Consider the following 21,836-nt stretch of genomic DNA (forward strand, 5'->3'; position numbering starts at 1 on the left):
AAATGATCGTATCCATCGAGGGAATACTGGAAAGAGCCACACCGCTCACCGCTATCATCAACGCTGGCGGTCTCGGCTATTTGGTAAACATCCCCGTCTCGACAGCTGCCAAGCTCCCCGCGAACGGCGAGAAAGTGAAACTGCACACTCACGCCGTTTACCGCGAGGACTCGCAGTCCCTCTACGGATTCGCCAACGAGCAGGAACGCAATTTCTTCCAACTCCTCATCGAAAAAGTCTCCGGAGTTGGTCCCAAGGTGGGCATCAGCATGATGAGCAAACTGGAACTTCCTTCGCTACTCTCGGCCATCGGAAGCGAAGACGCCGTCCTGCTGGCCAAGACTCCCGGTATCGGCAAAAAAACCGCCGAACGCGTAATCATCGAATTGAAAGACAAGCTCGGAGCCTTCTCCCAGTCTGCCGGTGCGAGCGCCCTGCCCGGCTTCGTGAGCGATGCGAACGCTCCTGCGAAAGCGGGTGTCAATCATACGGACGACGCCATTCTCGCCCTGCTGGCCCTCGGCTACAAACAGAGCGAAGCATCCAAAGCTGTGGGCAAAGCCGTCGACGCTCTCGGTCCCAACGCCTCCACCGAAGCCTTGATCAAAGCCGCCTTGGGCTAGCTCCGATAAACGCGGAGCTTCAGCCTAGCTAGTTCTTCCGCAAAAAAAACGCAGGCGTTTCAGCCTGCGTCTCAACGGCAACAGTGGATAGCTGCTGTCTGTTAGAATCCAAAATCTTAAGGCTTCGCAGCGGTCTTCGCTGCAGCGGCCCGACTCAATTCGTATCGAACGTTCTCGCCCTGGGAGTCGAAGGCAGAGCCAACCGATTGAACCGTAAAACTCCTGTCGGCTGCTTCTTGCAAGCTGAGCTCTTCGTGAGCGAAAGTCGATGTCTCAACCGCATCTCCAAAGGTAAAGGAACGCTTTTTCCACACGTCCTTGATCTGCGTGTCCTGCACCACCGTGAAACTGGCAAACTTGACGTCCGACTCGCTTCCAAAATTGTGCGGCTCGCCGCTACGGTCAAAAGCGCTGTCCAAATCAAAGGCTACGGGTACCAATGCATCACCAAACAAAACCGTACGGCCGTTGAGATCATTGACGTCCATAACCCGCAGCGGCTCGGAAAACTCTCCATTCACGCTGTGGGGGGCCGAATCCGCCAGCGCGAGTTCACCGTCCAAGCCTTCGAGCATGGGAGTGAGGTTGCGAGCGGCTAGCAGCAACAACGCGACTGCCGCCGCCATCCCGCCGTAAGCGTAGACTCGCTGGCGCCATTGCCCGCTGGGCTTGGGCTCCGAGAACTTGCTCCCCAGTTGGGAACATGCGTTGAAAAGCTGGCAATACTGGATGTAGATCCTGTGGTACTCGGGGTTGGCCCGAATCTCTGCAAGTAGCTCCTCAGACTCCTCGGGAGATAACTCCTCGTCCAAGTGAAGGTTCAGACGCTCGATGAAGTCCTGCTTATTCATAAAAGTTCGTGACCCATCTTCTCACGAAGGCTTTCGCGAGCTCGGGCGATTCTGCTTTTGACGGTTCCAATGCTGATTTGCAACTCATCAGCGATTTCTTCGTAAGTGAGGTTCTTAACATTCCTCATGATCAGAGCCTCCCGATGCTTCTCGTTCAGCAACTTCATAGCGGCCGCCACGCGGTCCTTGAACTCGTTGGTGATCGCGATGTCCTCCGGGGACTCTACGTCGGCAGGGAAAACCTCCGCCAAGGTGGTGGCCGATTCCGAGGCGATTGGCTGGTCGAAGGATACGGACTTGTCCCGCTTGCGGCGCCACCAGTACCAGTAGCGGTTGCGAGCCAGATTCGTCGCGATTTGATACAGCCAAGTCGAGAAGCTAGAATCTCCTCGAAAGTTCTCCAAACCACGGTGGGCTCGGATAAAGGCGTCTTGCGTAACTTCTTCCGCATCTTGCGTATTGCGCAGAAGCTTGTGAACCATCGCGTAAATGCGATCCCAGTATCGAGAAACCATTTCTTCGAAGGCCGATTCGTCTCCGGCCTTGAAACGCGCTACCAGCGCTTTGTCTAAGGCGACTTCTTGAGCTTTAGTTGACATAGCAGTTGTCGCTTTGGGACGTTCTTGACCAGCAATTGTTCCCATCTTTTCCCTTTCTTCCAATTTTCTTTTAAAATCCTCCTTTTCAGGAACTTAAAGCCCTTGATCGCCGCCCCTCAGCAGCTCGGAGGAAACATCCCACGTTGTAAACTTTCGATCCAATAGCGGCTCGCCCGCGGATGAGGAACGAACGAACCAGTTCTAGTAAGCATATACGCGCTCAGCGCCTTCTCGGTTGCTCAAATTTATTCGTAAAAACCTAGTCGGAGAAGAGATCAACAGCAACACCTGAAACATGTAAAATTAGGACTTGCCATCCCTCGATGCACATCCTGTATTCCCCACCTTCCGAACGCCCACTGGGCGCTGATGGGTCGATAGCTCAATCGGTAGAGCAGTTGCCTTTTAAGCAATTGGTTCTGGGTTCGAGTCCCAGTCGGCCTACCAAAAGCCCCTGCAAGTCAACGACTTGCAGGGGCTTTTTTGTAGCGGTTCAAAAAGCTCGGACTAATTTAACCCGTTGAAGTCAACCCGCTTTCGGCAAGGAAGCCTAGTCAACCTCGAAACGCCAGGTCCCGGAGCCTACCACGAGCTGCAAGTGACCTTGATTGTCCTCTCCAATCGCGATCCCCTCCGCTTCCGCTGCGAGCGTCCCATTTGCAAAAACGGTTCCGCTTCCCCATTCGGGCAGATTCACCCTCGCAGTACAGTTCGCTGGCACCGCCAAGAACAGTTCAAATTTGCCCTCGGACTTCTTCCAACGAGCTTGGACCGGACCACGAACACTGTCGAATCGAGCCTCTGCCCAATCGATGCCTTCAATAGGCTGCGGATCCACGATCACGTTGCTGAATCCGGGAGCAGATTCGTCGGGCTTCAATCCCACCAACGAACCGTAAAACCACTCCATGATATGGCCCAGCATGAAGTGGTTGTGGGAGGAGTGCCGATCCGCGTCCCATGCCTCCGTCAAGCTAGTCGCCCCTTTGGCCAATTGCATTCCGTAACCGGGACGATCCGACTGGTGGTGCATGTCGAAAATAACATCGGACCGGCCGGCCTTCGAGAGCGCCAAGAGCAGGTAACGATGTCCCACGTCGCCCGCGGTAAACGCGTTACCGCGGGAACGGATATCTGCAACGATCGTATCAATCACTGAATCTTCGTGCCCCTCCGGCACCAAACCCAGCACGTACGCCATAGCATTGCCGGCTTGGCTCGTCGCGCCGTAGTGTCCCGCCTCCCGATCGAAATGGGCCGCGTTGAAAGCATGCTCAATCTGCTCGGCCAGGCTGTCCAAACGTTTCGCTTCTTGGCGCTTTCCGAGAAGCTTCGCCATCTTTTGCAGCGTCCTTACATCTTGATGATAGATAGCCGTAGCGCTCAGGGAAATAGGAGTCAGCTGAGAAAACCCCGGTCTGCCCGGCCCCAAGTCGTACCAATCACCCAAACCATGATCCAGCAAATGCCCCGACGCCTTGCTTCCCAAGTACTCGACATAGCGTTTCATCTCATCGTAGTGAGAACTGAATACACCGCGATCTCCCGTCCACAGGTATTGCTGCCAGGACGCGAGGATCAAGGAGCTCCCCCATTCCGGAGAATCGCGAAAAGCGCCGTCAAAAGTTATAAACTCGGGCGAGATATTGGTAACAAGTCCGTCGTCCGTTTGGGATTCGACCATATCGCCGAATGCCTTGCGGAAGAGCCTGTTCACATCGAACTCGTAGCGCAACGAGGGTCCGTTCAAGTGATACTGCTCCATCCAGCCCAGCCGCTCTCGGTGCGGACAATCCGTTAAGACGCTCACCATATTGCTGCGCTGAGCCCAGCGTATCAACTCGCGGGTTCGGTTGAACAAATCGCTGGAGCTCGCAAATTCTCCGATTCCTTGAGAGCTTGAATGCGTCACCACACTTTCAATACGCAAGATCTCCGGACGGCTCGTTCCCTCAGAACCTTCTCGCCGCTCGACCTGCAAATAACGAGCTCCATGATAAAAGAACTCCGGACGCCAGGTTTCCACCTTACCTTCACCCCGCAAGGTGTATTGCCAATACGCATCCTTGCCCCCGTGGGCCGATGAACCGCGGTAAACCGATCCGTCCTCCCGCAGGAGCTCCCCCGGGGTCATTTTCACCACTGCGCCACACTCACCTTTCACTTGGATCTCAGGGATCATGGACGCGTTCTGGCCAAAGTCGTATACAGAGACCCCATCCCCCAAATCTATGACCTTCACAGGCTTCAACCGTTCGTGACCCACCAATGGGGGAGCCGAGTGAGACGCTCCTTTCAGCTGCCCAGCCGGTCGTGGAGCGAGCGCCACCGCCAGCCAGCCATCCCCAGCAAAGCCAGGCTTCGCCCAACCCTCCTCCTCAAGCCGCCCGTCGAAATCCTCTCCCCCATAGACATGGCTGTAAACCGTCGGCCCCACCTTCGTTTGCCAAGCTTCGTCGGTAACCAACTCCTCAACCGAACCGTCCTCATATTCAATCCTCAGACAAGCTATCGCTTTAAGCGGTCGAAAACGCCCCACAAACTTGGTGTATCGGTTTCCTGGATGCGATACGCTGTACATCCCGCTTGCCAGCTCTAGCCCGATCGCGTTTTCGCCAGAATTGAGCAGAGCAGTTACATCACGGGAATCGTACAAAACCGTTCGATCCGTATCCGTCCACCCCGGACTCAAGCGATCTTCGCCCACTCGAGTTCCATTGATGCGCAATGCGTAGTGACCGAGACCAGTTACGTGAATCAGCGCCCTCCTGACGCCCTTCCCCACCTGAAACTCTCTCCGCAAACGGATCGTTTTGGTACCCAATGAGTTGCTCCCCGGGACACCTTTTCCGTCTACCACAGCAGCAGCTGACCACAACCCCTCCTCAAGACTGTCGCTCGCCGTAACCTTCGCTCCCAATGCCACATTCTCTCCCCCGCTGCGAATCTCGATTTGACTGAGAGCTAAACATATTTCTCCGTCCAATTCCCTCAAGCGAGGCACTTCCAACCTCAGGTAGCGAGCCGACTGAGCTTGCTCTAACTTGAACTCGTGCTTGGTAAACCACTTGTTGGTGTGCGGCGGCTTCGTGTAGTCGACGATCAAATACGGTTGCGAGAAACTGGGATCTTTCGACAGCTCCAACTTGAACTCAGTTGGAAATCCCAAACGCTCGGCCACCGTGTGACGCAGGGCGTGCAGCAACACCTCCTCCACCGCATAGACTTTCCCGAGATCGACTTCAATCCACTTGGGCGCGTCCACCGATGCAGCGGTTTCGGAGCGGTAGCCGAGATGAGAGCGATTCGCTTCCAACCAATCCGGATGAGCAATCCACTTCGCTCCCTTCCACGCTGCCTCATCCAAGGCACCCATGGCCCATCGCCCCGCAGGAGACCAATCTGAAACCGATCCGCCCTGATCCCACACCCGAAGCTTCCAGAAGACTTCTTGGTCCGACTGCAACGCCTCACCTGCATACGGCACTCCATATTGACGATCGGACTTTACCTTTCCACTGTCCCACAAGTCGCCTTTCTCCGCGGAGAGCAGCTCAGCATTTGACGCTACCAGAATCTGGTAGGCACGTTGCCTCACGTTCCGCGCTTCACTTTCTAGCTTCCAAGACAGTCGCGGCCTCTCCGTATCCACCCCAAGTGGACTGTCCATGTCGTCCGTCCTCAAATCGTAAATACTAATCGTCTCTAGCGGTTTGTCCTCCTGAAGACGGTCCAAAACACGCCCCACCGCCTCTGCGCTGCGCAAGCCCCCCACTGGAACGCGATGCAGGTCGTCGAACACACGCAGCTGCTCCCATGACTCGATTACGATGCCCGATTCGTCTATCTCCGCTCCTCCATCAGAAATCGCCGACAAGTCCAAGCCAAAGGCATCAGCGAAAAACGAATACATGGCCTTGCGCTTGTTCGGCCCATAATTGTGCCCTTCCTCCGGCAAATGCGTGTTCGAAACACGATCCCTTGCTCCGTAAAGCGAATAAACGTGTTGAAGAAACGGATACTCGTCCTTGGGAGTATTTACCGACCAGTCGCCTCCCACCGAAATAAGCGTCTGCGGCCTCGGCGCCGCCATGGCAGCAATCATGGCGTTACTCGCAAAATGGTCTTTGCTGCGATGCACTGGACGCCCACTCTCGCAAGGGCATCCACCAAAGAAATAGGCGGACACCATAGTTACGGGCGCCGTTGCGGCGATTCGATCGTCAACCGCCGCCAGCAAAAAAGCCTGCGTACCGCCTCCCGAGTAACCAGTTACTCCCAGCCTCTGGGAATCGACCTCCGGCAATGACTCCAGAAAATCGAGCGCTCGTATGGCGTTCCAAAGCTGGATCCGCATCGCGACCTCAGTTCGGTGAGCATCCTCTCCAACCTGGGCAATGCCATCCGCATACCCAAACATGTCGATGCTGAAAACCACTGCGCCCATCTTGGCCAAGGCCGCAGCTCGATGCTGGTTTTGCTCATGATACCGACCGTACCTTGCCCACTGCTCAGGACGCTCCACCCGTCCAGCATGCCCGTGTGTATTCAAAATGGCGGGTACCTTTCCCTCTGGATCGATCGGACGAAACAAGTTACCCGTCGCCCAAAATCCGGGCACCGTCTCAATCGCTACATTTTCAACGCTGTAGCCGTCGTACTCCCGCCGCGAATGAACGATAGGATTGAGGGGTGTCCGCTGCGGTAAGGGGGCTAGGCCCGCTCCTTGCAATATCCTTTCCCTCACCAGCTCCCGGTAGGCTTCCCATTTCTCTTTGGTATCGAACTCCTCTGCCGCCGCCTGCAGCACACGAGCCCCCATCTCTTCGCTTAGAAAAGACCGCGTGCACAACATCGACTCGTCCGCCTCCGGAAATCCCTCCGGCAACCAATCGAGCTTGGATGCCTGAACAAGGCTCGCGGCACCAAACGCCAATAGAGAAAAAAATCTTACAAATCTGAATTCAGAAAGTGTCATAATAAATTCCTGCAGGGGCTGACCTAATTAGAGAGCGCAGCGAAAAACATAGCGCCCGGAGCCAGCAGCGTAAACGGGGCATTCTCCTTCGAATCCGATTCGCTCCAACGCGGCATCTACCGTTACGCTCTTTGCCTTGGCCGTAGGCAGCACGATCTCCGCCTCCGTGTTGATGGGTATCTCAACTTCAATTCGCAGGCTTCCCTCACCACGCTCCCAACGGACCGAAATTTCTCCGTGTCGCGACAAGTAACTCCCTTCGCACCACTCAAGATCCCCTACCGGATTGGGAGCGATACGTATCCGGTCAAAGCCTACAGATCCTTCCGCGTTGTCGATACCCAGCAAGTGACGATAGTACCATTCGGTTACCTGCCCCAACATAAAGTGGTTATTGGAGCTCGTAGGACTTGCGAACCAAGACTCAGTCAGAGCCGTTCCTCCTTGCTGCAGGATGTAAGCGTAGCCGGGAGCCGAGTCACGACTGATGATTTTGTAAACTGCCTCTTGTTCGCCCAGATCGGCAAGGGCTAATAGCAGATAGCGAAATCCGACGTCACCTGCCGTCATCGCGTAGTCTCGCTTCTCCAAATCTTCCAACAACGCTCTTCGTATTCCTTCGCGGCTTCCCTCAGGAGCGATTCCCATCACCCACGGCAACGCGTTCGCGCATTGCGATTCAGGATCGTAGCATCCAAGGGCTTCGTCGAAAAAAGCTTCGTTGTAGTCAGCTCGAATACCTCGAGCTTTCTCTGCGTAACGTACCCTCGATGCCTCGTCCCCGAGCACGGCAGCCATCTTGGAGAGAATCAACGCATCGTAGAAATAGAAGGCCGTCGCCGTGCGTGGCGGCAGAGTCAGCTCCGATCGGCTTACATTCTCTGGCCCGATGTCGTACCAATCGCCAAGGCCTTCCGAGAGGATTCCGTTCTCATCCACCTTGCTCTGCAGGTAGGCAAAGTAGCGTTCCATATTCGCCCAATGGGCTCGAATCAAAGCTTCGTCGCCAAGAAACTGATACTGCTGCCAAGCAACCAGAATATAAGCAGCTCCCCACTCCGCCGCAGCCCGAAAAGTGTTCTTGAATTGCACGAACTCCGGGGCGATGTTCGGAATCAAGCCTTCTTCGGTTTGCGCATCCGCCATATCGCCCATCCCTTTCGTATACATGCGAGCCATGTCGAACTCGTAGCGAATGGCAGGACCATTGAGATGGTATTGTTCCAACCAACCCAACTTCTCGCGGTGGGGACAATCCGTCAGGACCGAAACCATGTTGGAACGTTGAGCCCAACGCACCAAATCACGGATCCGGTTGAGCAGCGGATCCGAAGTCTCGAATCGTCCCGTCACTTCCGCCACCGAATGCACCACCTCACTGCGCAGATCCTCGATAATAGGATGCTCGCTTTCGCCCTCCGCTGGGAAGGTCTGGGTCTGCAGATAGCGATAGCCTTGGTAATAGAACTGAGGCCGCCACTCCTCAACGCCATCGCTCGCTTTGATGTACTCCCACCAAGCGCTGCCTCGATGCATGCCACCCATACTCGCCCGCGTGATGCGACCGTCTGGATACAAGACCTCCCCGGGAATGAGGCGAACCTTGCTTCCCTTGGGACCTGAAATCTTGAGGCGCGGAAAGTAGGATGCGTTCTGCCCAAAGTCGTATAAGCGGGCACCTACTCCGCTGAGGTCGCGAATCTCCGTCGCATTGCGGGTCTCGATGACCTCGATCGCTTCACTCCCGCCAGTGAATCCCGTCAATCGTCCCTGCTTTGCATCGACGATCACTGCGTCCCGCCATCCACTGCCATCAAATCCCGTCTCGTTCCAACCACTTTCCCAAAGGCGAGCATCGAAGTCTTCACCAGAGTAGATGTTGGAAAAGGTAATCGGGCCCGCCTTGCTTTGCCAAGACTCGTCGCTGAGCAGCCATTCCACCGATCCGTCCTCATATTCTAAATACATTTGGAAGATCGCTTTCTGCTGTCCAAAGGATCCAACGAACTTGGCGAAACGCCCGGGAACGCGCTCCACGTGATGCATTCCATTTCCCAGCGAAATACCGACGGCGTTGTTTCCTCTATTTAGCAACTTTGTCAGGTCGCGCGTCTCATAGAGGATCGTCTCCTCGTAATCCGTCCAACCGGGAGACAGCAGGTCGTCTCCCACCTTTTCGCCATTCACGAACAGCTCGTACTGGCCAAGGCCTGTGACAAAGGCAAGAGCGCGAACCAGGCCGCTCCTCGTCGTAAATTCACGACGCAACAAGGTGTTCGGAACCGCTTCCCCATGTCCGATCCACTTCGCCTGCCATTCACTATCCGACAATATTCCCATGGTCCACTGCGATGGATCGCTCCAATCGCATACGGTACCCACTTGGTCCCACACACGAACTTGCCAGAACACGGTTTGACCGGAGACCAGCTCCTTTCCCTCATAGGGAATTTGACTGCTTGATCGCGATACTGTCTTGCCGCTATCCCACAAATCAGCTTCGCCCCGTACGAGCGCTTCCCTACTGGAGGCGACCCTTATTTGGTAAGCGCTCTGGGCAAGCCCCCGTCCCTTGCCCTCAAGCCTCCAAGACAATCGGGGCGACTGGGTGTCGATGCCCATCGGCTCGATCCCGTATTCACATTTCAAGGATACCGGATCGATCGACGCCCAAGCTGTGACGCAAAGGCACGCCAGCAAACAAGTGGCCAGCGCGCTTGGAAAAGTAGATAATTGAAAAAACGCTCGCACTCTAGAGTTTGTCTGCGTCCAAGACCACGTGCTTGATCAGCTCGCGGTTCCATGTGTAGGTAATGTGGATACGACCGTCCTTACCTTCGATAATGGCTGGGTAGGCGTAGCCCGCTCCCCGCGGCTCGGTTTCCAAGGTCATGACGCGATCCCAGTTCACTCCGTCACTGGAAACAGCTAGGTCGATGGGGTAGCGCACACCTTTGCTCAAGCGCTCAGGGGGGCCCGAAGTGTGGTTGTAAATCAAGAGGTGGCGACCATCCTTGAGCGTAACCGCGTCGGTGCCGGAACCGGTATTCGGCAGCGCTGTCGCGCGGGTTGGAGTCCACGTCTCTCCATTGTCATAGGACCAAGAGCTCGAGAGGTAGCCTTGCTTGGTACGGCAAAGCACCTGCAAGACACCATCCCCATGATCGAGAACGCTTCCCTGGATCGAGTCGATTTCCTCGCCATGTACACCTGGATGAATCGGACCGATCCACTCCCAAGTCTTGCCTTGATCGCGCGATCGCTCGAAGTGAGCGCGCCAGCCGTCGTAAGTCGCCTCGGTGCTGGAGGGCGCCAACCAGTCGCCATTAGCCAACTCCACCGGCTTATTCTTGATCGGACCGAGAAATCCGTCCTCTAGACGCACTGCTTCGCTCCAAGTCTTGCCGCCGTTCTTGGAAGTCCGGTAGAGCCCCCACCACTCACGGGGATTCGGGCCGACTTTGTAGAAAAGATAGATCGGGCCACCTTCCGGCTGGAACAATACTGGGTTCCAAGAGGGGTGACGCGTGCCATCCTCCTGCACTCCGTTGGCCACCTCCACTGCGTCGCCCCAGCGGCCGTTCTCGAAACGAGAAACCCAAATGCCGACGTCCGGATTACGTTCCTTGGTGCCGCCAAACCATGTCGCCAGCAGCTTCCCCTTTCCGAGGTCGATGATAGACGAGGCATGACATTCCTTGTAGGTCTTGCTCTCGTTGATGAACTGCGAGGACAAAACAGCTGGGTGATCGATCACCGCTTCCGCAGCCGCTTCAATCTCCGGATCCTTCGCCGTCGGAACCAAGCGGAAGGAGCCTTCAAACGCGGAATCGCTGCCAACCGGGATGTTCCATTCCTCGCGTTCCGCGGGTCCGTTCTTCACCCAAGAACCAGCCACATTGGAAAGCAGATGCAGTTTGCTCCCCTCGCCATAAACGCCATCCAATCGAAAAGCTGGCATACCATCCGCGTAGAAGCCAATGCCGTCGCCAAGGGCGATGCGTGCCCACTCTACCTGCGTCTTGTGCCCGCGCGCCTCCTTGCTGAACACGGGAGCGATCCATTGTCCGAAACGGGCTGCAGCGGTCTTTCCTGGCGTTGTATCCAAGATGCCGAGACCCTGCCATTCAACATTCGCCGGTTCGTCAACAATCTTGAGCGAAACTCCGATCTCCGGAATCCAGTCGTGGTCGATACGCGGACGAGCCACGTACGATAGATCCAGAACGCCTCTCGCATCGATAGAGTAACGATAGTCCACTTCGATGACATTCTTCTCGTCGTAGCGATGCTCTACACTTGTCTCAAGCGTGACGCCTTCTGCGCCCTTTTCCACCTTCCAGCTCAGGGCCTTCGCCTCCAGCTCGCCCAAGTAAGATTCCCAAGGATATCCGTCCTTACGCTTGTCCAAGCGGTTTCGTTCCGCAAAGGTTGCAGGTCTCCAAGCAGTAAAACTCGAGTCCTCCACCACGCGCACCCCATCGACCTTAATTGACTCGATAATTCCTTTGGAGCGGTCAAACGCGTAACGTACGGTCCCGGTGGATACAACCAACTCGTCCGCTTTTTCAGATACGCTCAGCTCACCCGCTTCTACAATGGCATCCGATACCGCTTCGCTTTCTCCGCCAAGGCGCACTGCATATTCAGCCATCTCGCTGCCGTCCTCGCGCCGCACCTCTACCACCGCGTAGTAGGCGCCCGGCACGGACAGGTCGACTGATTCGGCAGGTATTTTTAAGGAAACGGTCTGGTGCGGCTCGCCGTACAAAGAGGCGGTTCCTTCGTCCAGCAGATCGTCCTCACGATAAATCGACCAGTTAAAGGATACCGTCGAAAGGTTCAAGAAGTCGTATCCATTGTTCACGGGTACGCGGAAGAATGAATCCCCCATGCCTAAGCTCGCTTCTTCGACAAGAACTTGCACCGGAGCATAGACGGCTTTCGCCTCAAAGTAGTCACGCTGCGGCAAGCGGTCCGCATCGACGATACCATCGGAACCGTAATTGCCGTGGGAATCGATAATCTTCTTTTCACCGCGCCCTACGTACTTGTCCAAGACGAGCTCTCCACCATCGCGGGAGTACTTGTCCTTGTCCTTCATCGGGTCCGCGACCTCGCGGTCTCCCACTTCGCGCAGCAATCCTTCGTTGGCCCAAAGCCAAATCATGGCGCCAGCGCCGGTGCCATGTTGAGTGAGGGCCTTCCAGCGTTGCTCCATTTCGCCAAAGTCATTCGGTCCGATGGCATGTGTGTACTCTGTGGATACGATCGGGCGACGCGCTTCGCTGGCCAACTTGTCGTAGGCTTCCGCCGTCCAGTAATGAGGGGCGAGGATATCTACCTCCTCCGGCAAATCTTGGGAATGGCGGAACGGCATCAAGACCGGACGCGTTTTGTCCAAGCCTTTGATCGCCTTTAGTCCGGTGAGATGCAGCGCTGAAAACGGATCTTCATTCCCGAAGTCCCAAATGATAACAGAGGGGCGGTTCCGGTCACGCTCTATCGTTTCGTGGATTCGCAGGTAGGCGCCTGCAGCGAAGATGGGATTGCCCATGCGGTCGCCGCCGAAGCCGAGCGGGATTTCGTCCAGCAGGTAGAGCCCGTATTCATCGCACAAGCGCACAAATCCTTCGGCGTGCGGGTAGTGAGCCATGCGAACCGTATTGATATTTGCCGCCTTCATCAACTCGATATCGCGTATCCAATGCTCGCGAGTCGTCGCTCTTCCGACGTCCGGCCAAAGGTCGTGGCTGGCCACGCCACGTAGCTTCACCGCTTGTCCGTTGATCCGCAACACTCCGCCATCGGTCGATACTTCGCGGAATCCGATTCGATCGCTCCAGCTGTCCTTCACCACGCCGTCTTGCACAACCTCGACCTTCAGATTGTAGAGGTTAGGCGTCTCGGCAGTCCAGAGCTCAGGATTGTCGACCAACACTGACATGCTTACTTCTCGCCCATTGTGGCGGCCCATCACGGAAGCTTCGTACGACTTCTTGGCGACCTCTTCCCCAGCAAGCGTCGAAAGCGTGGCAACCACATCGAACGGAGGACCAGGAGCAAAGTAGTCGCCCTTGTCGTTCCGCTGCACGAACACGCCGAGCTTCAAGTCAGCGTCAACGAAAAGCTCGTCTAGATCCGTCTCGACCGCCACCCGTTCGATAAAGAGTTCTTTGGGCTTATAGTCGATAGAAACGCTGCGATAGATACCGGCGAGGGCCCAGTCGTCGTTTGCGTCGAACTTGAAAAGCTGCCCCTCAATTTGCTGGCGTACCCGTACCGCAATTACATTTTCTTCGCCTGGCTTGATCTGGCCGCTGATGTCGTAGGAAAATGCGGTAAAGCCGCTGTCGTGGCGGCCCATGCCTTCACCATTTACCCAAACTTCGGTTGATACCCAAACGCCATCGAACTTGAGGAAGGTCCTCAGCTCGCTCGCGTTTTCCGGAGCCACGAAGGTCTTGAAGTAAAAGCCTTCCGCTTCCGAGCCATTGACCCACCTAGGATCCTCGTAGCCAAGTAGACTCCAGTGGGACGGCACCGGAATTGTATCCCAGTCGCTGTAATCGTAGCCCTCCTCAAAGAACCAGCGATATTCGTCCGCCGCCTTCTTGTCCTCCGCAAACTTGAACTTCCACTCTCCATCCAAGGACAGAGGTTCAGGAACGTCCACCGCGTTCAGATTCTGAGAAAAACCGGCTATCGCCATTCCAATTGCGACCGCCCAATGACGACCTCGATCGAAAACTCTACTTATATCCATTTGTCTAAATCCTATTTACTTAGTTTTTGAAATACGTCTCCAGCTCAACGCCGGCACGAATGAAAGGTCCAAGGCCTTTCAGGTCATTAAAGATCACGGGTTCGCTCAGGTAGTAGTCGAACGATCCGTCGCGCGAATCGCTCAAGCCCGCCACACGACAACACTGCGCCAGTTGCAGCTCGCCTTCGTGAACATCCAAAAATTCCGATTGTATGCCCTCCCAGCCGCGGCGTAGCACAGCGTCGTACTCCTCTCGCTCGAGGTAGCCGTGGTTCAACGCTTTGGCCAGAACGAATACGAACATGCTGGACGCAGTGCTCTCCAAGTAGTTGCCTTCGCGGTCAGGCAGGTCCGTCACCTGCCACCACAGCCCTGTATCCAAATCCTGGTGCGTCGCGACGCCCTCCGCCCAACGGCCGAGGATCTCCAACAACACCTCCCTTCCTTGGTGTCCCTGCGGCAAGTAATCCAGCACATCCACCAAGGCCATCCCGTACCAGCCAATGGAGCGGGACCAAAAGTTAGAAGATAGCCCCGTCTTCGGGTCGGCCCAAGGCTGTTTCCGTTCCTCGTCCCAAGCATGGTAATGCAACTTCGCCTCAAGATCATAGGCGTACTTATCCATCAGCACGAATTGCTTCACCACATCGTCGAAAGCCGCTGGCTCCTCATAGATGTTGGCGTACTGCGCCAGAAAGGGAGCTCCCATATACAAGCCATCCAACCACATCTGGGAGGTATATTTCTTCTTATGCCAGAACCCGCCCTCGCTGGTGCGTGGTTGCTTCAAAAGCTGGGTCCGCATGGCAGCGATTGGCTTTTGATAGATCGAGTCACCAGATATCTGATACAAGTCGAGCATGCCGCTTCCGGGTTTCACCATGTCTATGTTGAAATCCTCCATCGCGTAGCCACGAATCGAGCCGTCCTCCAACAGGTTCGGGCGTATGATCTCCTCCGCATAGTCGAACCACTTTTGCTCGCCACTCGCTCGAAAAAGCTCAATGTTGGCAACAGCCAACATCCCTAGGCCGTAGTCCCAAGCAGAGTAAACCGTCTTGCCTTCGGGGACCCAGGTCTGGAATCGCTCCGAAACCGAATCCATCATCCATTGGGAAAGCTCGATCGGCGATCTATCGCCTTGGTAGTAGGCCGCACCCAATCTGAGCGCTTTTCCGAAGCGAGCCGAATCCCCTTCTTTCAGTTGCACGTCAACCACTCGATTGCCGTAACGAAGGCGAGCTTCCCCACCTTTTTCGCTACGGATGGAAACGCTTTTGAGTACGCCTTCGCTCCACTCGATATCCAGCTCGAAACCGCCTCGCGCTTTCACCCCACGAATCGAGCCTTCCTTCCACGAAGAGGGCAGCGCGGGCAAAAGCGCGATCTCCCTACGCTTCTCCTTCGAAGACGCAAACTCATGGCTTTGCACCAACATTTCGCAAACTCCAGCCGTCGCGGCAAAGTTCCCATCGATCTGAAAAGGAGGGTGCGCGTCGAAGAGATTTGGATACACACCTCCACCCCCTTTTCCTCCGTGCCCGGGATCAACCAAGTTCAGCTGGTTGTGCACGATTTTCAGGGCATGGTCTCCATCCTGCATACGAGCCCAAAGATTAATTTTCCACCCGAGCGACCAACCCGTTCCGCCGTCACCTCGCATCTCAAGCGACTTTTGGGCTGCCGCCAGTAGTTCAGGCGTCCGTGTTGTGATCTCCCGGCCTGGAAAAACGCCCCAAAGGTGTGAAACGTGACGGTGGCGGTTGTCAGGATCGTCCACGTCTTCCAGCCACTCCTGCAACTGCCCGAGCCGTCCAATCTGATTCGGCGCCATACGTGAGGCCAAGCGCTCCAGCTGTCTAGCAAACGCCTTGTCTCTCTCTAGAATGTCTGCCGAACGCGAAACTGCGTCGAAGAGGCTGCGGATGATCTGATGATCCATAGTCGGCCCCATGACCAGGCCTCCGTGCTCGGGCGAATTTGAAGGACCGCTGATCAGATAGCCTGTTTCAGGATCCTCGTACAATACGTCTACGAAAAACTCCGCAGCTTCCTTCATGATAGGGTAGGCACGCTCTTCTAGAAAAACCTTGTCTCCAGTAAACAGATACCGTTCCCAAAGGTGATAGCAGAGCCAAGCTCCCCCTGTTGGCCAGATACCGTGATTGGAATTGTTAATGGGAGCCGTGCCACGCCAGAGGTCAGTGTTGTGATGCAAGACCCATCCGTCGGCGTCGTAGTGGGTTTTGGCAGTCTTTCGACCGCTCACGACCAAATCGTCGATCATGTCGAAAAGCGGATCCGCCAGCTCGCTGAGGTTCGCCACCTCCGCAGGCCAGTAATTCATCTCCGCGTTGATGTTCATCGTGTACTTGCTTCCCCAAGGCGGGCGCACCTGATCGTTCCAAATGCCCTGCAAATTCGCGGGTTGCGATCCCGGACGGCTACTCGAAATCAAAAGGTAGCGGCCGTAGTTGAAAAGCAACGCTACCAAACCAGGATCTCGCGAACGGTCCTCCGCCCTCAAGCGCTCGTAGGTATTCCACTCGCTGCGTTCCGTGGTCCCTAGATCTACGGCCATGCGATCGAAAAGCGAAGCGAAGTCGGAACGATGCTCTGCTATCAATTCGTCATAGGTCTTGGTCTTGGCTTTATCAATCGCTGCACCGACCCGGGCAATCGGATCACCTGAAATGTCCTGGAACGTAACGAAGCAAGTCGCTCCGCTTAAAATGAGCGTCGCCGCATCCGCCTTGCGCACTTCGATTTGATTCCCCTTACGCCGCATCTTTCCTCCCTCTAGCAGGACCGTTACTTTCGCGGCAAAGCGCAGTCCATTATCCGGATACATTTCTCTAAAATAGGCCGACTGCTCCTCGCTCATCCGCTCGTGGGTCAAGTCGTCGACCTGACCGGTGAGCAAAAGACTGTCCTTGCCCACCCATTTAATCTCGCTGTCCGGATGCTCGGTCCCAAAGCGAAGCGTGAAGTCGAGCGACTTGCCCTCGCTAGCGGTCAAACGCTGTACGATCACCTGATCGGGATAGCTCGAAAAGGTAGTACGCTTGTACTCAACATTACCCACCTTGTAAGCGACCCGGGCGATGCCTTCCGACATATCCAGCTCGCGCCTGTAATGCTCCGCTCCCTCATGCCCCGGAAAAGCAAGGTAGAGATCCCCCATCGGTTGGTACCACTTTTGGCGCAGCGGCACGCTCATGAACCGCTCGTTCGCAAGCGCTTCCGCCTCATCCTGCTTGCCGTCCTCCAACAAGCGCCGCAATTCCGGCAAAACCTCGGCCGCTCCTTCATGTTGGTACTCGTGTGGATTTCCGTTCCAAAGCGTGTCCTCGTTGAACTGAAGATGCTCTTCTTCCAGGCCTCCGAAAACCATAGCTCCGAGACTTCCGTTACCCACCGGCAAGGCTTCCGTCCAATGCACCGCGGGTTCGTCGTACCAGAGCGTAACCTCCTCTGCGCTCGCGAGCGACTGGCTGCCAAACGCGATCAATCCACCAACTGTTATTTCCCTTAATCCTACTATCATTATAAAGCTTTCTTTCCTATTAGCAGGCTCACGAAACCACCCACCAGAAGGATGGTCGCCGTACCGAATACGATTATTAAATTACTGTGGAACGGGCTCTGGATCGCCTCTGGAATGAGATTTTCCCGCAAGGAAAGCGACATCCACACGATCAACAGCACTCCCACCGAAACGCCTGCCACCGCTGCAGCATTCTTGGCTCGACGGGCGATCATACCAAAGAGGAACAAGCCCAAAGTACCGCCGCCAAAGATCCCGGCCAAGCTCCACCAGGCATCCAATGCGCTCTTCACTTGCGTCATGGCCAGAGCCATACAGGTACCTAGGATCCCCCAAACGATGGTAGTTCCGTGCAGGAAACGCATGCTTGAGGCCTCGTCCGCCTGGCGATTCCTGAAGCGCTTGTAGTAGTCGTTCAGCACAATCGTCGAAGACGAGTTCAAGCTGGTGGAAACCGTGCTCATCGCGGCCGCAAACACCGCAGCGATCAGCAATCCCGTCACCCCGCTCGGCAGGGCGTCCACGATGAAGTGGGGAAAAACTTTGTCTGCGTTCTGAGCATCGAAATAGGCCTCGGGCAACAGATCAGGAAACGCTTTATAGTACGCGAAAAGCGCCGTCCCCAGGAAAAAGAAGATCGCGGAAACTGGCAGGTATGTCGCCCCGCCTACCCAGAGACTTTTGCGCGCTTCCGCGTTGGACTTCGAGGCCACGTAGCGTTGCACGTAATTCTGGTCGATGCCGAAATTTTGCAGGTTGATTACGAGGCCGTAGACAAGCACCACCCAGAAGGAAGACTCCGTCAGGCTGAAACCATAGTCACCCAAGCTAAACTTGTTCGACTCGCTCGCGACCTGAAAGAGCTCCCCCAACCCACCTGGCAAGGAGAACACCATAATCGCTCCGCAAACAAACGCTCCGACAATAAGAATGATCGTCTGGATAGCGTCCGTCCAAATGACAGCCACCAACCCGCCTAAGAAGGTATAAGCGGTAACGCAGATTCCCGTGCCGATGATGATGTAGTTGATATTCCACCCCAGAAGCACGTTCAGCGGCAAGGCCATCAAGTACATGACCGTTCCCATACGAGCAAGCTGCGTAAGCAAATAGCAACTACTCGCATATGTCCTCGCCCAGACGCCAAAACGCTCTTCCAAGTGTTCGTAGGCCGATACCGAATCGCTGTTGCGATAGAAAGGCAGAAACCAGCGAATGGCAATCAACGTCGCCAAAGGTAAGGTCAAACTGAATACGAACGAATTCCAATCCGCCGCATATGCCTTCCCAGGAATCGCGAGAAAACTAATGCTGCTCACATAAGTTCCCAAAATCGACAAACCAGTCAACCAACCGGGCAAGCTGCGGTTCGCAGCTGTAAATCCTTCAACACTGGAGCTCTTCTTGCGAAAACCGTATCCAACGCCGAGGATGGCTATGAAATAAACAGCCAAAACCGCTAAGTCTAAATTGCTAAATTCGGAGTGCATGGGGTACTGCTAGCGTAAATCTCAAACCGATACCGGTCGCTCGACCGATAGGTTCCATTTCTCGAATAGACGTCTGAGCTCTTCGCTCGAGCGATTCATCTCTTCCCGAAAAGCTGCCGAAACATTGGTACGCGAACTTCCAGGTTCAAAGCCACGGGCCAACATCCCCATGCCTACGTTAACCGGGAAACTTAATCGATCGATGATTGCGCCCACTTCCTTCATACGAGCGGCGTACAAGTCCATGTCACAAGCTTTCCCTTTGCGGCAGTGCTCAAAGATCGCGACCATATATTCCGGCACGAAGTTAACCAATCCTCCGATCGCCGCCTTCACTCCAAGTCCGAAGGCCTCCGGCAAGCGCGTATCCGCACCACTGTACACAGAGAACCCCTTCGCTTCCCCTATCGCGACCAACTCCCGGTGGTAGGCGAACTCTCCGCCACTCTGCTTGATTCCAAACATGGGAGCGGCAGCGGCAAAGGCTGCGACCGTTTCCGGAGCAATCCGATTTCCAGTGAGCTCTGGAAAGTTGTAGAGCATCACGGGCAATTCTACAGCAGAGGCAACACGCAGGAAGAAGCTAAGCTGCTCCTGAGCATTCACTGGATAAAAGCTGGGCGGCATCACAGCGACTCCGGGCAGGCCAATCGACTTAGCGTGACGCCCCAAGGCTTCCACGTTCCTGGGATTGATGTCGCTTATATTCGCGATCACCGGAAGGTCTCCGGCCAATTTAAGTACCGTATCCAAAGCTTCCTTACGCTCATCGACCGACATCAATGGAAACTCGCCCGTGCTACCGAGCGCTAGGACTCCGTGTATTCCTTTGCTGCGCAGCCAGGAGAGGTGGGCTTCGAGAGCAGGCTCTAGCAGTTGCCCGTCGTTTCCTACCGGCAAACAAAGCGCAGCGAGCACTCCTTCAGTTGGTAAATTCGTATTCATTTTTCGATGTCTAGAAATCTATAAATCCACTTCAACGCGTCCCGCGGGCACGTCGGGTCCCACCATTACAGGCGCCCTCGATTGCGAGAGTTCGTTGCCCCGAGCCACGATCCCCCTGCTTTGGGAACCGAGTATCTGTAAAAAGGTTTTCGTTCCGCTCACAGCTTGGCTGTTGGTCAGCAACAAATCCTGCACGTCGTGAGCCGAAACGATCGGTTCGCTACTGCGTTCCTGGCTCCCAATCGCGTCGAGAAGCACAGCGCTCGATTCCATAATCAAGAACTGCGGTCCCGCTTTCGAGTCGATACGAACATCAACGAACTCGATATCGTTCACCCTGCGACAAATCAGTCCCTTCTCGCTCGTAGCACCCAACTGCGAAATGCGAACGTTCGAGGAATCACTTATCCCGATCGCTTGCCCTCCACCGGTAATTGAACAGCCCTCTACGCGTACCTCAGTCGAAGATGTTAGCGTAATCCCGTCGCCGGTGGATCCTAGTGTTTCAAGATGCAGACCTCGAATCACTACCCTCTCGCTATCGACAACTTGCAGCAAGCCACTTGGCGACAGTCCTTGGAGTGTGCCCTCACCTCCAACGGTGATGTCCTCTTTTCCTAAGATCGAGATCAACGATTTGTGATCACCGTCATTGGCACCTGTCTTCCAGATAAGCGTCGCCCCTTTATCGACATAAAGCGTAAGCCCACTTTGCACCAAAATCGTATCCGTCAGGTATACTCCAGCAGGGAAAACGACCGTAGTTCTCCCCTTCTTAGCTCCGGCAACTATCGCTTTCGCGATTCCAGAAGTGTCGTCATTCACTCCATCTCCCTTCGCCCCAAAGTCACGCACGCTTAGTCGCTCGTCCTGCCCCCAGCTTATGATTGGCATAGCGACGACAGCGAGTACTGCAATCAAGGTTCGTAGGTTATGGATCATCAAAAAATTCGTATTCGTGAAGCGATTACAGGAATCAAAGAGCCAGAAGCGGTTCGAGTATCGACCGGTCCACTTCGATGAAGCAGCCATGCCGCACGTCTTTTGGGAAACTCAAGGTTTCGCTAACATCCTCCCAGTTTTCCAGATCGCGGGATCGCACCGCGCCATATGCATTGAACATATGCTTGTCGAAATAGACATACCAGTAATCCCCCAACTTAAACGGCGAGGGGCCTTCCGCCCAATAATCTCCCGAAATCGGATTCGAGGGAGCCGAAAAAGGACCATGCGACGTCTTACCGCGAACCAAGCGAATGTTCTTTTGAGTGGTGGGACTGAGTTGCTCGTGCTTCACAAACATGAGCCAGTCTGCCCCGTCCTTGGCCAGGACGGCATCGATCACATTGAACCCGCCATCGTAGTAAAGCCGCGTCGGTGCAAAGCGCTCAAAGTCCTCTGTAGTCGTGCAGTAAATACGATGGTTTCTAGTGGGTCGGCGGTTGCTTAGGGCCGTTTCTGGAAATTCACCCTTCAAGGTTGTCGACCATAGGATGATAAAATTCTCTGCGTCCGGATCCCAGAAAACTTCCGGCGCCCAAGAGTTTTGCGCCCCTTCTTCATGAACCATTACGGGTATGGTCTTCTGTTCTGACCAATTGATAAAGTCCTTGGTTGAAGCGTAACCGATCGTCTTGCTGCCCCAGGAATCCGTCCAAACCATGTGATAAGCGCCATCCGGTCCTCGCGCCACAGAAGGGTCGCGCAAGAGCTTGGATTCACCTACCACTGGCGTGATCATGCTCTTCCCGTCATTCAAAAGTTCCCATGAAAGCCCGTCCCGACTCCATGCCAAATGCATGCCGGAATCCCCATTCCAGTAGAAATGGGGGAAGAGGTACGCCTTTTCCGGAACCTCAGCGGAGGCGAAAGGAATCGAAGCGAATGCAAAGCCGTAGCGCTGAGCTTTAGCCAGCGTAGTATTAAATCGAATCCTGCATTGATGGATACGCTGGCTAAAGCACAGCGCTACGAACTGCAGCAACCGATATATCCCGCCCATTCTAACTCGTGTTTGATTCGTATCCATAACTCGTA

Annotated in this window: 11 protein-coding genes and 1 tRNA gene; 2 read left to right on the forward strand and 10 right to left on the reverse strand. The window is 55.1% G+C overall.

Annotated features, from left to right (window positions below; translation table 11 throughout):
- The first annotated feature begins 2 nt into the window (after window positions 1–2).
- Entirely contained in the window at window positions 3–623 is a 621-nt protein-coding gene (gene ruvA, locus IEN85_RS12845; protein WP_191617485.1) for a Holliday junction branch migration protein RuvA, read from the forward strand.
- A 116-nt stretch (window positions 624–739) separates the two neighbouring features.
- Here the strand turns inward: ruvA and IEN85_RS12850 are convergent, their stop codons facing one another.
- Complete coding sequence (locus IEN85_RS12850) at window positions 740–1,474, reverse strand: hypothetical protein (protein ID WP_191617486.1); 735 nt, start codon at window positions 1,472–1,474, stop codon at window positions 740–742.
- The gene (locus tag IEN85_RS12855) at window positions 1,471–2,073 is read right to left on the reverse strand and encodes a sigma-70 family RNA polymerase sigma factor (protein WP_191617487.1); all 603 of its coding nucleotides are present in this window, start codon (window positions 2,071–2,073) and stop codon (window positions 1,471–1,473) included. The genes IEN85_RS12850 and IEN85_RS12855 overlap by 4 nt, the downstream gene beginning before the upstream one ends.
- Before the next feature lie 371 nt (window positions 2,074–2,444).
- Between IEN85_RS12855 and IEN85_RS12860 the strand changes: the two genes are divergently transcribed.
- Window positions 2,445–2,520, forward strand: a tRNA-Lys gene (locus IEN85_RS12860).
- 103 nt (window positions 2,521–2,623) lie between these two features.
- On the opposite strand, the gene IEN85_RS12865 is transcribed toward IEN85_RS12860, so the two are convergent.
- The 8 genes from IEN85_RS12865 to IEN85_RS12900 all read right to left on the reverse strand — a co-directional run bounded on the left by IEN85_RS12865 (window position 2,624) and on the right by IEN85_RS12900 (window position 21,828).
- A complete protein-coding gene (locus IEN85_RS12865) occupies window positions 2,624–7,009 on the reverse strand; it encodes a family 78 glycoside hydrolase catalytic domain (RefSeq protein WP_224772614.1) in 4,386 nt (1,461 codons plus the stop codon).
- 69 nt (window positions 7,010–7,078) lie between these two features.
- Entirely contained in the window at window positions 7,079–9,700 is a 2,622-nt protein-coding gene (locus tag IEN85_RS12870) for an alpha-L-rhamnosidase (RefSeq protein ID WP_191617489.1), read from the reverse strand.
- A 103-nt stretch (window positions 9,701–9,803) separates the two neighbouring features.
- Window positions 9,804–13,817, reverse strand: coding sequence for an exo-alpha-sialidase (locus IEN85_RS12875; RefSeq protein ID WP_191617490.1), 4,014 nt, complete (start codon window positions 13,815–13,817; stop codon window positions 9,804–9,806).
- Window positions 13,818–13,836: 19 nt separating this feature from the next.
- Window positions 13,837–17,364 carry a glycosyl hydrolase family 95 catalytic domain-containing protein gene (locus IEN85_RS12880; RefSeq protein WP_191617491.1) on the reverse strand — a complete coding sequence of 1,176 codons (3,528 nt, stop codon included), beginning with the start codon at window positions 17,362–17,364 and terminating at the stop codon, window positions 13,837–13,839.
- Complete coding sequence (locus IEN85_RS12885; RefSeq protein ID WP_191617492.1) at window positions 17,364–18,854, reverse strand: sodium:solute symporter family protein; 1,491 nt, start codon at window positions 18,852–18,854, stop codon at window positions 17,364–17,366. The genes IEN85_RS12880 and IEN85_RS12885 overlap by 1 nt, the downstream gene beginning before the upstream one ends.
- Window positions 18,855–18,875: 21 nt before the next feature.
- Window positions 18,876–19,799, reverse strand: a complete 924-nt coding sequence (locus IEN85_RS12890; protein ID WP_191617493.1) for a dihydrodipicolinate synthase family protein — start codon at window positions 19,797–19,799, stop codon at window positions 18,876–18,878.
- 18 nt (window positions 19,800–19,817) lie between these two features.
- Window positions 19,818–20,741: a glycosyl hydrolase family 28-related protein gene (locus IEN85_RS12895; RefSeq protein WP_224772615.1), complete on the reverse strand. Its 924-nt coding sequence runs from the start codon at window positions 20,739–20,741 to the stop codon at window positions 19,818–19,820.
- A 34-nt stretch (window positions 20,742–20,775) separates the two neighbouring features.
- Window positions 20,776–21,828: a glycoside hydrolase family 43 protein gene (locus IEN85_RS12900; RefSeq protein WP_224772616.1), complete on the reverse strand. Its 1,053-nt coding sequence runs from the start codon at window positions 21,826–21,828 to the stop codon at window positions 20,776–20,778.
- Window positions 21,829–21,836 lie beyond the last annotated feature (8 nt).

This window comes from Pelagicoccus enzymogenes, assembly GCF_014803405.1.
Lineage (GTDB): Bacteria > Verrucomicrobiota > Verrucomicrobiia > Opitutales > Opitutaceae > Pelagicoccus > Pelagicoccus enzymogenes.

Bases quoted from the DNA above. Each gene is read 5' to 3' on its own strand.
- IEN85_RS12895 (WP_224772615.1), bottom strand. From the start codon at position 20,741: ATGATCCATAACCTACGAACCTTGATTGCAGTACTCGCTGTCGTCGCT.
- IEN85_RS12900 (WP_224772616.1), bottom strand. From the start codon at position 21,828: ATGGATACGAATCAAACACGAGTTAGAATGGGCGGGATATATCGGTTG.
- ruvA (WP_191617485.1), top strand. From the start codon at position 3: ATGATCGTATCCATCGAGGGAATACTGGAAAGAGCCACACCGCTCACC.
- IEN85_RS12855 (WP_191617487.1), bottom strand. From the start codon at position 2,073: ATGTCAACTAAAGCTCAAGAAGTCGCCTTAGACAAAGCGCTGGTAGCG.
- IEN85_RS12850 (WP_191617486.1), bottom strand. From the start codon at position 1,474: ATGAATAAGCAGGACTTCATCGAGCGTCTGAACCTTCACTTGGACGAG.
- IEN85_RS12880 (WP_191617491.1), bottom strand. From the start codon at position 17,364: ATGATAGTAGGATTAAGGGAAATAACAGTTGGTGGATTGATCGCGTTT.
- IEN85_RS12885 (WP_191617492.1), bottom strand. From the start codon at position 18,854: ATGCACTCCGAATTTAGCAATTTAGACTTAGCGGTTTTGGCTGTTTAT.
- IEN85_RS12875 (WP_191617490.1), bottom strand. From the start codon at position 13,817: ATGGATATAAGTAGAGTTTTCGATCGAGGTCGTCATTGGGCGGTCGCA.
- IEN85_RS12890 (WP_191617493.1), bottom strand. From the start codon at position 19,799: ATGAATACGAATTTACCAACTGAAGGAGTGCTCGCTGCGCTTTGTTTG.